This window comes from Deferrisoma sp. (assembly GCF_054681715.1).
The window spans coordinates 17,672-30,505 of the sequence record NZ_BAAHFQ010000007.1 but is presented as its reverse complement, the minus strand read 5'-3'; the positions used below and the strand labels follow the sequence as shown (position 1 = coordinate 30,505).

At 71.4% G+C, this 12,834-nt stretch carries 11 protein-coding genes and 1 pseudogene; 8 read left to right on the top strand and 4 right to left on the bottom strand.

Annotated elements, in window-relative coordinates; all coding sequences use genetic code 11:
• Position 1 precedes the first annotated feature (1 nt).
• The 8 genes from murC (at position 2) to ACY0I8_RS02165 (ending at position 8,996) form a co-directional block, all read left to right on the top strand.
• Positions 2-1,378, top strand: coding sequence for a UDP-N-acetylmuramate--L-alanine ligase (gene murC, locus ACY0I8_RS02200; protein ID WP_461393392.1), 1,377 nt, complete (start codon positions 2-4; stop codon positions 1,376-1,378).
• A complete protein-coding gene (murB, locus tag ACY0I8_RS02195; RefSeq protein ID WP_461393391.1) occupies positions 1,378-2,313 on the top strand; it encodes a UDP-N-acetylmuramate dehydrogenase in 936 nt (311 codons plus the stop codon). Before murC ends, murB begins: the two co-directional genes overlap by 1 nt.
• Before the next feature lie 25 nt (positions 2,314-2,338).
• Positions 2,339-3,238, top strand: a complete 900-nt coding sequence (locus ACY0I8_RS02190; protein WP_461393390.1) for a D-alanine--D-alanine ligase — start codon at positions 2,339-2,341, stop codon at positions 3,236-3,238.
• A 7-nt stretch (positions 3,239-3,245) separates the two neighbouring features.
• Positions 3,246-4,013 carry a cell division protein FtsQ/DivIB gene (locus tag ACY0I8_RS02185; RefSeq protein WP_461393389.1) on the top strand — a complete coding sequence of 256 codons (768 nt, stop codon included), beginning with the start codon at positions 3,246-3,248 and terminating at the stop codon, positions 4,011-4,013.
• The gene (gene ftsA / locus ACY0I8_RS02180) at positions 4,010-5,245 is read left to right on the top strand and encodes a cell division protein FtsA (RefSeq protein ID WP_461393388.1); all 1,236 of its coding nucleotides are present in this window, start codon (positions 4,010-4,012) and stop codon (positions 5,243-5,245) included. The genes ACY0I8_RS02185 and ftsA overlap by 4 nt, the downstream gene beginning before the upstream one ends.
• A gap of 89 nt (positions 5,246-5,334) precedes the next feature.
• The gene (gene ftsZ, locus ACY0I8_RS02175) at positions 5,335-6,504 is read left to right on the top strand and encodes a cell division protein FtsZ (protein ID WP_461393387.1); all 1,170 of its coding nucleotides are present in this window, start codon (positions 5,335-5,337) and stop codon (positions 6,502-6,504) included.
• Positions 6,505-6,541: 37 nt separating this feature from the next.
• Positions 6,542-8,161 (top strand): radical SAM protein, encoded by a 1,620-nt coding sequence (locus ACY0I8_RS02170; protein WP_461393386.1) that lies wholly within the window; start codon positions 6,542-6,544, stop codon positions 8,159-8,161.
• Between the two features lie 541 nt (positions 8,162-8,702).
• Complete coding sequence (locus ACY0I8_RS02165) at positions 8,703-8,996, top strand: ArsR/SmtB family transcription factor (RefSeq protein ID WP_461393385.1); 294 nt, start codon at positions 8,703-8,705, stop codon at positions 8,994-8,996.
• 7 nt (positions 8,997-9,003) lie between these two features.
• On the opposite strand, the gene ACY0I8_RS02160 is transcribed toward ACY0I8_RS02165, so the two are convergent.
• The 4 genes and pseudogenes from ACY0I8_RS02160 to ACY0I8_RS02145 form a co-directional block, all read right to left on the bottom strand.
• Positions 9,004-9,603 carry a 2Fe-2S iron-sulfur cluster-binding protein gene (locus ACY0I8_RS02160; protein WP_461393384.1) on the bottom strand — a complete coding sequence of 200 codons (600 nt, stop codon included), beginning with the start codon at positions 9,601-9,603 and terminating at the stop codon, positions 9,004-9,006.
• Complete coding sequence (locus ACY0I8_RS02155) at positions 9,600-11,528, bottom strand: NADH-ubiquinone oxidoreductase-F iron-sulfur binding region domain-containing protein (protein WP_461393383.1); 1,929 nt, start codon at positions 11,526-11,528, stop codon at positions 9,600-9,602. The genes ACY0I8_RS02160 and ACY0I8_RS02155 overlap by 4 nt, the downstream gene beginning before the upstream one ends.
• A complete protein-coding gene (locus ACY0I8_RS02150; RefSeq protein ID WP_461393382.1) occupies positions 11,525-11,989 on the bottom strand; it encodes a complex I 24 kDa subunit family protein in 465 nt (154 codons plus the stop codon). Before ACY0I8_RS02150 ends, ACY0I8_RS02155 begins: the two co-directional genes overlap by 4 nt.
• A gap of 12 nt (positions 11,990-12,001) precedes the next feature.
• A pseudogene (locus tag ACY0I8_RS02145) lies at positions 12,002-12,697 on the bottom strand (hydrogenase iron-sulfur subunit); the annotation flags it as partial.
• Between the last annotated feature and the right edge of the window lie 137 nt (positions 12,698-12,834).

Sequence of the window (12,834 nt, the reverse complement as noted above, 5' to 3'; positions counted from 1 at the left end):
CTTGTACCGTAAAGATCACCGCATCCATTTCGTGGGCATCGGGGGCATCGGCATGAGCGGCATCGCCGAGGTGCTCCTCAATCTGGGGTACCGGGTGAGCGGCTCCGACCTGAAGGAAACGCCGATCACCCGGCGCCTGGCGGGCCTGGGGGCCCGGGTTCACCGGGGCCACGCCGCCGGGCACGTGGGCGACGCCACGGTAGTGGTGATCTCCTCGGCGGTGGGGCCCGAGAACCCCGAGGTGGTCGAGGCCCACCGCCGGGGCATCCCCGTGATCCCCCGGGCCGAGATGCTCGCGGAACTCATGCGGATGAAATACGGCGTGGCCGTGGCCGGGGCCCACGGGAAGACCACCACCACCTCCATGGTGGGGGCGGTGCTCACCGAGGCCGGACTCGACCCCACGGTGGTGGTGGGAGGCCGGCTCCGGAGCGCCGGGACCAACGCGGTGCTCGGGCGGGGGGAGTTCCTGGTGGCCGAGGCCGACGAGAGCGACGGGAGTTTCCTGGCGCTGGTGCCCACGGTGGCCGTGGTCACGAACATCGACCGCGAGCACATGAACCACTATGGCAGCGAGGAGGCCCTGGAGCGGGCGTTCGTGGACTTCGCCAACAAGGTGCCCTTCTACGGCGCCGTGGTCGTGTGCCTCGACGATCCCCGGATCCAGGCGCTCCTTCCGGAAATCCGCAAACGGGTGATCCCCTACGGCCTCTCGGCCCAGGCCGAGGTGTCGGCCCGGGCGATCGAGACCTCGGGGGCCTGCACCCGGTTCGAGGTGTTGGTGCGGGGGGCGTCCGTGGGCCGGGTGGACCTGGCCGTTCCCGGGCTTCACAACGTGCGAAACGCCCTGGCGGCCGTGGCGGTGGCCGAGGAGCTGGGCGTGGACCCGGGGCTCGCCTGCCGGGCCCTCTCGGCGTTCCAGGGCGTGGAGCGCCGAAGTCAGGTGGTGGGGGAGGCCGCCGGGGTGGTGGTGGTGGACGACTACGGGCACCACCCCACCGAGATCCAGGCCGTGCTGGCGGCCCTCAAGGAGGCCTACGGCCGGCGGGTTGTGGCCGTGTTCCAGCCGCACCGGTACACCCGCACGGCCGACCTCCTCGATCGGTTTGCTACCTGCTTCTACGACGCGGACACCGTGCTCGTGACCGACGTGTACCCGGCGGGGGAGGCGCCCATCGAGGGGGTGACGGCCGAGGCGCTGGTGGAGTCCCTCAGGACCCACGGCCACCGGGACGCCCGGTACGTCGGGGCCCTCGAGGGGGTGCCCGGGGCGGTGGCCGAGGCGGCCGGCCCGGGAGATCTCGTGGTCACCCTGGGCGCGGGAAGCATCGGGGGCGTGGGCGGACAGATCCTCGAGCGGCTGGGAGGAGCGGGCTGATGGCGAAAACGGCGATCGACGAACTCCAGGAACGGGTCCGCGGCAAGGTGGTCCTGAACGCCCCCATGGACCGGCTCACCACCCTCCGGGTGGGGGGCCCGGCCGACCTCCTGGTGTACCCCGAGGACCGGGAAGACCTAACGGAGCTCATCTCGTTTCTGGCCGAGCGCGAGATCCCGTACTTCGTGCTCGGGAACGGGTCGAACCTGGTGGTGCGAGACGGGGGCATCCGGGGCGCCGTGATCTGCCCCACCGAGGGGTTCCGGGGCCTCGAGCGGCGCGAAGGCGCCCGGTTCCGGGTGGATGCCGGGGTGCCCCTGCGACGGCTCGTGCGCTGGACCGTGGACCAGGGCATCACCGGCTTCGAGCCCCTGGTGGGCGTGCCGGGCTCGGTGGGCGGGGCGCTTGCCATGAACGCCGGGGCCTGGGGCATGGAGATCGGGGAGCGGCTGGTGGAGCTCGAGACCCTGAGCCCCGAGGGCCGGGTGCAGGTGTTCGACCGCACCACCCTGCGGTTCGGCTACCGGAGCCTCGACCTGCCGCCCGGGTTCGTGATCCTGGGGGGGGTGCTGGAGGGGGAGCCGGCCGACCCCGAGGAGGTCAAGGCGGCGGCCAAGGCGTTCTTCGCCCGCCGGAAGGAGTCCCAGCCGCTCGCCGAGCCCAGCGCGGGCAGCGTGTTCAAGAACCCGCCGGGCCAAAAGGCCGCCAAGCTCATCGAGTCGTGTGGCCTCAAGGGCGTGCGGGTGGGCGATGCCGAGGTCTCCCGGCTCCACGCGAATTTCATCGTGAACGCCGGCATGGCCACGGCGAGCCAGGTGGTCTCGCTCATCGGCATGATCCAGGAGAGGGTGTTCGTAAAGCACAAGGTGAAGCTGGAGCCCGAGGTGCGGATCGTGGGGGAGTGGGCCAAGGGCAAGGTGCGGGTCACGGACTAACCACGGGCCCCGACGAGGAGGCGGCATGGCGCGGGTCGCGGTGATCCTGGGCGGAAAGAGCAACGAGCGGGAGGTGAGCCTTCGCACCGGCCGCGCCGTGGCCGAGGGGCTGCGCCGGCGGGGACACGAGGTGGAGGAGGTGGACGCCGGCGGGGACTGGATCCCCCGGGTGCAGGCGCTTCGGCCCGACGCCGCCTTCGTGGCCCTCCACGGCCGGTGGGGTGAGGACGGCACCGTGCAGGGGGTCCTGGAGATCCTGGGCATCCCGTACACCGGGTCCGGGGTGCTCGCGAGCGCCGTGGCCATGGACAAGGTGGCCTCCAAGCGGATGTTCGAGGCCTGCGGGGTGCCCACCCCAGGGTGGCAGGTGCTCGGGCCGGGGGAGGCCGCCTCGGCCCTGCGGATCCGCCCCCCACTCGTGGCGAAACCCCCCCGGGGCGGCTCGACCCTGGGGGTGGGGGTGGCCCGCACGCCGGACGAGATCCCCGCCGCCCTGGACGCGGCTCGGTCCTGCGAGCCCGAGGTGCTGGTGGAGGAGTTCGTGGAGGGGAGGGAGCTCACCGTGGGGTTTTTGGACCGCGACGCGCTCCCGGTGGTCGAGATCGTGCCCGAGTCGGGGTTTTACGACTACGAGTCCAAATACACCCCGGGCCGCACCCGGTACCTGTGCCCGGCCCCCCTGGAGCCGGGCCTCGAGCCCCGGGTCGTCGAGGTGGCCCGCATGGCCTACGAGGCCCTGGGGTGCTCGGGCGCGGCCCGGGTGGATCTGCGGCTCGACCCGGCCGGCCGGCCCTGGGTGCTCGAGGTGAACACGATCCCCGGCATGACGCCGACGAGCCTGTTGCCCAAGGCGGCCGCGGCCGCAGGGGTGGGGTTCGACGAGTTGGTGGACCGGATGCTCGCCGGCGCGAGCCTGAAGGCGTGAGGACGGCATGAGGGCGGACCGACGGGAGGGTTCGAGGCGCAGGGGGCACGCGACCGCGGCGGCCGCGCTGGCCTGGCTCGCGGTGGGCGCGGCCCTGGCGGCGGTCCTCTACACCGGGCTTCGCCGGGGCCTCGGCACGGTGTTCCCGGTGACCACGGTGCGGGTCGAGGGCGCGGTCCGCACCGACCCCGAGGCCGTCCGCCGCGCGGCCGGCGTCACCCCGGGCACACCCCTGTTCGGGATCGATGTGGAACGGGTCCAGCGGGCCGCCGAGGCGCTCCCCTGGGTGCGCTCGGCGAGGGTCATCCGGCAGGTGCCGGGCACCGTGCGGATCGCGGTGACCGAGTGGGAGCCCCGGTACCTCTTGAAGGCCGAGCGGCTGGTGTACCTCACGGCCGAGGGGCACGTGGTGGCCGCCCCGGTCACGCCGGGCGACGACCTGCCCGTGGTGACCGGGATCACCCCGGCCGACCTCCACCGGAACGCCGGGGTCCGGGAGGCCCTCCTGGGGCTTCTCACCCGGATCGAGGGCGGGTTGGCCGGCGAGCCGGTGGGGGAGGTCCACGTGAGCCCGGACGAGGGGTTCACGGTGTACACGGCCCGGCGGGCCGTGCGGTTCGGGTTTGGCCGGATCGACGAGAAGCTCGCGCGCCTCGAACGGCTCGATCGCCACCTGGCCCGCAGCGGTCAGTGGGCCCGCACCGTGGACCTGGACTTCGAGGATCGGATCGTGGCCCGTTTGGAACCGGGCGCCCTTCCCGGAGGATCGAGATGAGACCGACCTCCCGGCAGGTCGTGGGGCTCGACATCGGCACGACCAAGATCTGCGCGGTGGTGGCCGAGACATCACCCGAGGGACTGCGGATGCTGGGGTTCGGCACCCATCCCTCGAAGGGCCTCCGCAAGGGGGTGGTGGTCAACATCGAGGCCACCGTCCAGTCGATCCGCAAGGCCGTGGAGGAGGCCGAGATCATGGCCGACCGGGAGATCCGGCAGGTGTACGCCGGCATCGCGGGCGGCCACATCCAGGGGTTCAACAGCCACGGGGTGATCCCCCTTCGGGACCGGGAGGTGCGCCAGGCCGACGTGAGGCGCGTGCTCGACGCGGCCCGGGCCGTGGCCATCCCCATGGACCGGGAGGTCATCCACATCCTGCCCCAGGAGTACATCGTGGACGACCAGGACGGCATCCGCGACCCCCTGGGCATGAGCGGGGTGCGGCTGGAGGCCCGGGTCCACATCGTCACCGGCGCGGTCACGAGCGCCCAGAACATCGTGAAGTGCTGCAACCGCGCCGGGCTCCAGGTGGCCGACATCGTGCTCGAGCCCCTGGCCAGCGCCGAGGCCGTGCTGACCGAGGACGAGCGGGAGATCGGGGTGGCCCTGGTGGACATGGGCGGCGGCACGACGGACATCCTGGTGGTCAGCCAGGGGGCCGTCCGCCACTCGTCGGTGCTGGCGCTGGGCGGGGCCCATGTGACGAACGACATCGCCGTGGGGCTGCGCACCCCGGTGGCCGACGCCGAGAAGATCAAGCGCCGCCACGGCTGCGCCCTGGCCTCCCTGGTGGGCAAGGACGAGACCCTGGAGGTGCCGAGCGTGGGAGGGCGCCGGCCCCGGATGATGGGCCGCAAGATCCTGGCCGAGATCGTCGAGCCCCGCATGGAGGAGCTCCTCACCCTCGTCCACAGCGACCTCCAGCAGGCCAACATGGAGGACCGGCTCGCCTCGGGCCTCGTGCTCACCGGGGGAGGAAGCCTCCTGGAGGGCACGGTGGAGATGGCGGAGCAGATCTTCGGCGGGCTTCCGGTGCGGCGGGGGTACCCCCTGCGGCCCGAGGGCCTGCCCGACGGCCTGCGGGACCCGTCGTTCGCCACCAGCGTGGGGCTCGTGCTCTACGCCGCCCGGGCCTCGGCCGAGGGGGTGAGCCCGCTGGACCCGGCCGACGAGAACCTGTTCGCGAAGATCGTCACGCGCATGAAGGGATGGTTTCGTAACTTCTTCTGAGGCGGCCCCCGGGGATCGGTGACCGGCGGATCGAGGGGTTCCGCCGGCCACCCGTTCCCAGGTGCCGTTCCCAAGCCAGGAGGTGACCCATGGCCAAGTTCGAGTTCGCAGATGCGCACGTGTTCCAGGCCCGGATCAAGGTGGTCGGGGTGGGAGGCGGCGGCGGAAACGCGGTGAATACCATGATCGCGGCCGGCGTCACCGGGGTCGAGTTTCTCGCGGCCAACACCGACGCCCAGGCGCTGGGCTCCAACCTGGCGCCCATGAAGATCCAGCTCGGGGGAGGCCTGACCCGGGGCCTGGGCGCCGGGGCTAACCCCGAGGTGGGCCGGCAGGCGGCGGTCGAGGATACCGCCGTGATCGCCGACGCCCTGGAGGGGGCCGACATGGTGTTCGTCACGGCCGGCATGGGCGGCGGCACCGGCACCGGCGCGAGCCCGGTCATCGCCCGGGTGGCCAAGGAGGTTGGGGCGCTCACGGTGGGGGTGGTCACGAAACCGTTCGGGTTCGAGGGGAAGCGCCGGATGCGCCAGGCCCTGGAGGGCATCGAGGATCTCCGCAAGGAGGTGGACACCCTCATCACCATACCCAACGACCGGTTGCTTTCCATCGCGGGCAAGCAGGCCTCCTTCGTGGAGGCGTTCCGCATGGCCGACGACGTGCTCCGCCAGGCCGTGCAGGGCATCAGCGACCTCATCACCCGGGAGGGCCTGATCAACGTGGACTTCGCCGACGTGCGCACCGTGATGAGCGAAAAGGGCATGGCGCTCATGGGCACGGGCATCCGAAGCGGCGAGAACCGGGCCGTCATGGCCGCCCAGGACGCCATCTCGAGCCCGCTCCTGGACAACGTGAGCATCGAGGGTGCCCGGGGGGTGCTGATCAACATCACCGGGCCCTCGGACCTGGGCCTGGCCGAGGTGGCCGAGGCCGCCTCCCTGATCCAGGAGGCCGCCCACGAGGACGCGAACATCATCTACGGCCAGGTGATCGACGACACCCTGGAGGACCGGGTCCAGGTGACCGTGATCGCCACCGGGTTCGGCGAGGCCAAGGCCGAGCAGGCCCCCATCGACCTGGAGACCGTGCGGGTGGCGAAGGCCGAAAAGGCCAAACCCGTGGACTACGACCGGCCCGCGTTCCAGCGCCGCAAGGAGCCCTCGGCCCTGGCCGTGCGGGTGAGCCGGGTCGTGGGGGGTGACATCGAGGTGGACAGCGAGCTTGACATCCCGACGTTCCTGCGAAAGCAGGCGGACTGAGGGCCCAGGGCGCGCGGCTTCCCCGGCCCCCGGCGCCATGGGTGAGCGGCAGGCGCTCCGGCCCCTGGAGCCGGTGCCGCCCGGCCGGGCGGAGGTGACCTGCGCCCTCGTTTATCCCAACCGGCTGGCGCTGGCCGCCGCCAACCTGGGGTTCCAGACCCTCTACGCCCTCCTGAACCGGGAGGGGTGGCTGTGCCACCGCGCCGCGGCCGACCGCCCCCGGACCCTCGAGGCCGGCCGCGACCTTGGGGCCTACGACGTGGTGGCCGCGAGCCTCTCCTTCGAGGGCGACTACCCCGCGTTTCTGGAACTGCTGCGAGACGCCCGGATTCCCCTGCGATCCGGGGACCGGGGCGCCTCCCACCCCCTCGTCCTCGTCGGGGGCGTCGCCCCCACCCTCAACCCCGAACCCCTCGCCCCCTTCTGCGACATCGTGTTCCTCGGCGAGGCCGAGGCGGGCCTCGCCGGGCTCTTGGCCTTCCTGCGCGACCATCGGGAGCTCCCCCGGTCCGAGCGCCTCCGGGCCCTGGCCGGGGCCGGGCTGGCCGGGGTGTACGTGCCGGGCCTTCAGGACCCCGCGGCAGGATTTCGGGCCGAGCGGGTCTGGGCCCGGGTACCCTGGGACCCGGCCCGCACCCGGTTCCTCGTGCCCGACGACCCCTTCGGCGGGGCGTACCTCCTGGAGATCGGACGGGGTTGCCCCCACGCCTGCCGGTTTTGCGCCGCGGGGTACGCGACCCGGCCGTTTCGGCCCCTGCCCCTCACGGCGCTGCTGCCCTGGGTCGGGTTCGGCGCCGAGAAGGCGGGAAAGGTGGGCTTCGTGGCCGCGGCCGTGTCCGACCACCCCGGCTTCACCGATCTGGCCCGGGCCGCCCTGGAGGCCGGGGCCGGGTTCTCCGTGAGCTCGTTTCGGGCCGAGAACCTGTCGGCCGAGGCGGCCGACCTCCTCGTCCGGGGAGGGCTCAAGACCCTGACCGTGGCCCTGGAGGCCGGAAGCCCCCGGCTCCGGGCCCTCCTGGGAAAGCGCATCACGGAGGAGGACCTCTTGCGGGCGGCCCGGTCGGCCGGGGAGGCCGGCATCCCGAACCTTCGGATCTACGCCATGGTGGGGCTTCCCACCGAGACCGACGAGGACGTGGACGCGCTCGCCGACGCGGCCGAGCGGGCCCGGGTCGCCCTGGGGCGGGGCCAGGTCACGGTGAGCGCGGCGCCCTTCGTCCCGAAGCCCCACACCCCGCTCCAGTGGGAGCCCGCGCCGGCCGAGGCCCTGGTGCGGGCCCGGATCCGGCGGCTCCAGGCCCGGTGCGGCCGGGTCCGGGGGGTGCGGGCCGTGGCCGAAACCCCCAAGTGGTCCCGCCTCCAGGCCCTGTGGAGCCGCGGCGGCCGGGCCGTGGCCGATCTGCTGGAACAGGGGGTTGGGTCCGCCGACTGGCGGGCGGTGCTGCGCTCGCCCCTGGCCCGGCGGGAGCTCGACGAGCCCCGGGATCCCGACGCCCCGTTGCCCTGGGACTTCCTCGGGGGCGTGCCCGACCGGGCGCACCTCCTGCGGGAGCGGGCCGCGGCCCTTGCAGGGTCTCCCCCGGTCCCCTGCCGCCCCGGTACCTGCACCGCGTGTGGGGTGTGCGAGAGCGGAGGGGAAGCGGGGCAGCGTCGATAGGGGTGCCGATCGGCCGAGGCCGCCCTGGATTCCCTTTCGAGTAGCTTCCGCTAGGCGGCTGGGCTGCTCGGCAGCTAGGCGGCTAAAAACATTCGCGATTCCGGCGTCATCGCGCCTGCCAACCTGTGGGAGCAGCGTCCGAGCCGCGACAGTACCCTTTCGGGGTTTCGGCCCGGATCGCGGCGTGGACGCCGTTCCCACCCCCGAGCCCTGCCTCGGCCGTTACTGTCGTGCGGGGTGGGGCCCGGAAGGGGCCCTGGGGAGCTTTCAACAGGGTTTCGGTCGCCGGTCGACGGTCTTCTGGCCCTTGGTCCAAGCCGGGGCGACCTCGCGTCTGGCCGAGAGTGGAAAGTTATCGTTGTTCTTGCGAACAGGTCCCGTCGCGGCCTGCGGCAGCTCCCGAGAAACCGCTTCGTGGAATGCAACGCGACCCCTCTCCCCGCTTCCCCGTCCGCGTGGATCACACACCACGGCGGAGCCCGGGTAGCGGGGAGGAGAGGAGCGGTTGACCCGGTAGTTTCCCGTTGATTACGATTCGGGCATGAAGACGAACGAAGCCCCCCACGAAGAGGTCCTTGCCCGGCGGGCGGCCGTGCTGAAGGCGCTCGGCCATCCCACCCGGGTGGCGATCCTGGAGATCCTGCGGGAGGGGGAGGAGTGCGTGTGCCGGATCTGCCCCCGGGTCGGAGGGAGTCAGCCCAACACCTCGAAGCACCTGGCGATCTTGAAACGGGCCGGCATCGTGGCCTCCCGGCAGGAGGGCACGATGACGTTCTACCGGGTGCGCGACCCCGCGGTGTTCGAGATCCTCGACCGGGCGGGCGAGATGGGGTGAGGCCGCCCTAGGGGGCCGACTCCCGGGGGAACCGGATCGCCTCCACCAGCACGTACGCCGCCTGGAGCCAGGAGGTGGGGCACAGCGGGAAACACTCCCGGCACCGCCAGCATTCCTCGGCCGCGAGCTCGGGCACGAAGGCCACCTCCTTTTTCGCGCCCCGGTTCACGAACCCCACGGCGTGCTTGCCCTTCACCTCGGCGCAGTAGCGCACGCACAGGGCGCAGTGCACGCAAAACGAAGCGCCTTTCTCGAACCGGTCCCGCTCGGCGCCGTATTCCTCCGCCAGGGCCCGAAGCCCGGGGGCCTCGGGGGCCCGGGCCAGAAGGAGCTCGAGGATCACCCGCCGGATCCGGTCCACGGTGGGGGTGCGGGTGCGCACGGTGATCCCTTCGGCCACCGGGTACACGCAGGACACCACGTGCTGGGTCCGGCCCCCCCGCTCCACCTCCACGGTGCACAGCCGGCACCCGCCGAAGGGCTCGATGGCCTCGTGGTGGCACAGGGTGGGGATCCGGATCCCCGCGGCCTTCGCCGCCTCGAGCACCGTGGCCCCGGCCGGGGCGGTCACGTCCTGATCGTCGATCCGAAGCCGAACCTCGCTCATGCGTCACGCCCTTTCGCCCGAACGGCCCGCTGCTCCTCGGGGAGGGGCGGCGGGACCGGTTCGCCCGAGATCTTCCGCACGGCCCCGAACTTGGGGGGGCAGACCTCGAGGCAGCTGCCGCACCGGGTGCACCGTTCCTGGTCGATCTGGTGGATCACCTTCTTGTCGCCGTCGATCGCCTCCACCGGGCACTGCCGGCGGCACCGGCCGCAGGCCCGGCACTTGTCGGGGTCGATGTAGAAGGCGATGAGGTCCTTGCACACCAGGGCCGGGCACCGCCGCTCCCGGATGTGGGCCTCGTACTCGTGGCGGAAGTACCGCAGGGTGCTCGCCAAGGGGTTGGGGGCGCTTTTCCCGAGCCCGCACAGGGCGGCCTCGCTCGCGGTGAGCGAGAGGTCCTCGAGCTTCTCCAGGTCGGCCTCGGTGCCCTCGCCTCGGCAGATCCGGGTCAGGATCGAGAGCATCTGGCGCAACCCCTCCCGGCAGGGCACGCATTTCCCGCAGGACTCGTCGGTGAGGAATTCGATGAAATACCGGGCCACGTCCACCATGCAGGTGTCTTCGTCCATGACGATCATGCCGCCCGAGCCCATCATGGAACCGGCCTGGGTGAGCTCGTCGAACCCCACCGGGAGGTCGAGCATCTCCTCGGGCAGGCACCCCCCCGACGGGCCGCCGGTCTGGACGGCTTTGAACCGCTTGCCCCGCGGGATCCCGCCGCCGATGTCGTAGATGATCTCCCGGAGCTTCATGCCCATCGGGACCTCGACGAGCCCGGTATTGGTGATCTTGCCCACGATGGAGAAGATCTTGGTGCCCGAGCTCGTCTCGGTTCCGATGCTCCGGAACCAGTCGGCCCCGTTTCGGATGATGAGCGGCACGTTGGCCCAGGTTTCCACGTTGTTCAGCACGGTAGGGTGGTTCCAGAGCCCCCGGATGTTGGAGCGGATGTACTTGGGCCGGGGTTCCCCGGCCTTGCCCTCGAGGGCCGTCATGAGGGCCGTAGACTCCCCGCACACGAACGCCCCGGCCCCCCGGTGCACCTTCACCCGAAACGAGAATCCCGCCCCCAGGATGTCGTCCCCAAGCAGGCCCAGTTCCTCGGCCTGGCGGATCGCCAAGGTGATGTTCTCCACGGCCAGGGGGTACTCCTGGCGCACGTACACGTAGCCCTCCTGGGCGCCCACGGCGTAGGCCCCCAGGATGAGCCCCTCGAGCACGGAGTGGGGGTTGCCCTCCAGGAGGCTCCGGTCCATGTAGGCGCCCGGATCGCCTTCGTCGGCGTTCACGATGACGTATTTCACCGGGTCGGGGGCGTTTTTCGTGCCCTCCCACTTGACCCCGGCGGGGAATCCGCCGCCTCCGCGGCCCCGGAGGTTCGCGGCTTTCACCTCATCGAGCACCGCCTCGGGCGTCATCTCGGAGAGCGCTTTCGCCAGGGCCGCGTACCCGCCGATGGCGATGTAGTCGTCGATGCTCTTGGGGTCGATGCTCCCGTTCGACCCGAACACGATCCTGCGCTGGTGCTTGTAGAAGGGGATCTCGTGCTCGTGGTCGATCCGGTCGCCGGAGGCCGGGTCGGCATACAGCAGTCGCTCCACCCGGGCCCCGTTCTTGATCTCCTGCTCCACGATCTCGGGCACGTCGGCCGGGGTGATCTGGAAATAGGCCACCCCCTCGGGCTGGAGCACCACGATCGGGCCCCGCTCGCAAAACCCGTGGCACCCGGTGAGCCGAAGGAGCACCCGGTCCTCGAGTCCCTGCTTCCGGAGTTCCAGGCGCATGGCTTCGGCCACGTCGTTGCATCCGCAGGCGTGGCAGGCCGAGCCCGCGCACAGGGTGATCACGGGCTTTTCCGGATCCCGGGCCGCGAGGACCTCGGCCCGGTAGGCCTCCAGTTCCGCCGGGGTGGTCAGGGGCCTCATGGCGTCCCTCGGTCGTAGCCGCGCACCACCTCGGTCATCTCGGCCGGGGTGAGCTTGCCGTAGGTCTTGCCGTCGATCTCCACCACCGGGCCAAGCGCGCAGCAGCCCAGGCAGTTCACCGTTTCGAGGCTGAACTTGAGTTCGAGGTCGGTTTCGCCGGGCCGGATGCCCGTGACGTTTTCCACAGCCTCCAGCACCCGCTGGGCCCCTCGCACGTGGCAGGCCGTTCCCATGCACACGTGGATCTGGTGGCGGCCCTTGGGCACCAGGCTGAAGGCCTTGTAGAACGTGGCGATGTGGAGGATCCGGGCCAACGGCACCCCGAGCCGCTCCGCGACGCGCCCCAGGGCCTCCTGGGGAAGCCAGTTGTTCTCGGCCTGGATGTCGAGGAGCACCTGGATCAGATAGCTCTCATCGCCCCCGTACCGGTCGATGATCTCGTCCACCCGTGCAAGGTCCATGGAACACACCCCTTAGGCGAGCGCGTAGCGCTTTTCCGAAAGGTCGAAGCGGATGAGCCCCCGGGTCACCGAGGCGGCGAGGTAGCGACCCGCCTCTGCCGCGTCGAGCCCGAGGCGCTCGGCGATCTCGGCCGTTCCCAGGGGGGCCTGGCGCAGAAGCCGGGCCACCTGGGCCATCCGCCATTTCTCGACCACGGCCTCCTCGAAGATCCGGTCCACCTCGGGGCTCTGGAAGAAGGCGTCGTAGGCCTCCCGCGACCGAAGCCCCGGGTTCAGCCGTTCCGCCAACACCATCCGCAGGTAGGGCAGGATGTCGAGGAGCGCCGCGAGCCCCTCGGCGACCCGCTCCGGCGGAACGCCCTCCCCCTGCCCCAGGGGGCCGAGCCGGCGCACCTCCTCGGCGAACCGGTCCGTGCTCTCGGCGAACCGCATGCCCTCGCCGCTCGAAAGGAACTCGACCGCCATGCGCCGCGGGTCGAGCCCCATGCGGGCGAGGAGCCGCTTCACGAAATGGGTGAGCCGCAACGCGTGGAAGTTCCCGTGGGTGGTGTAGTTGCACTCGTTCAACCGACACCCCACGATGAACACGCCGTCCGCACCCTTGGCGAAGGCCTTGAGCACGAACCCGAGATCCACGCGCCCCGTGCACATCACGCGCACGAGCCGAACGTCGGTGGTGTACTGTAGCCTGGAAACTCCGGCTAGGTCCGCAGACCCGTACCCTCACCAGTGGCAGACGAAGCCCAGGATCTTCGCCGAGATCTCCTGTGCCATGTCGTCCTCCTTGTGAAATCGGTCGTCAGTCGTCGGTCACCCGTCACCCGTCACCCGTCACCGATCGTCGG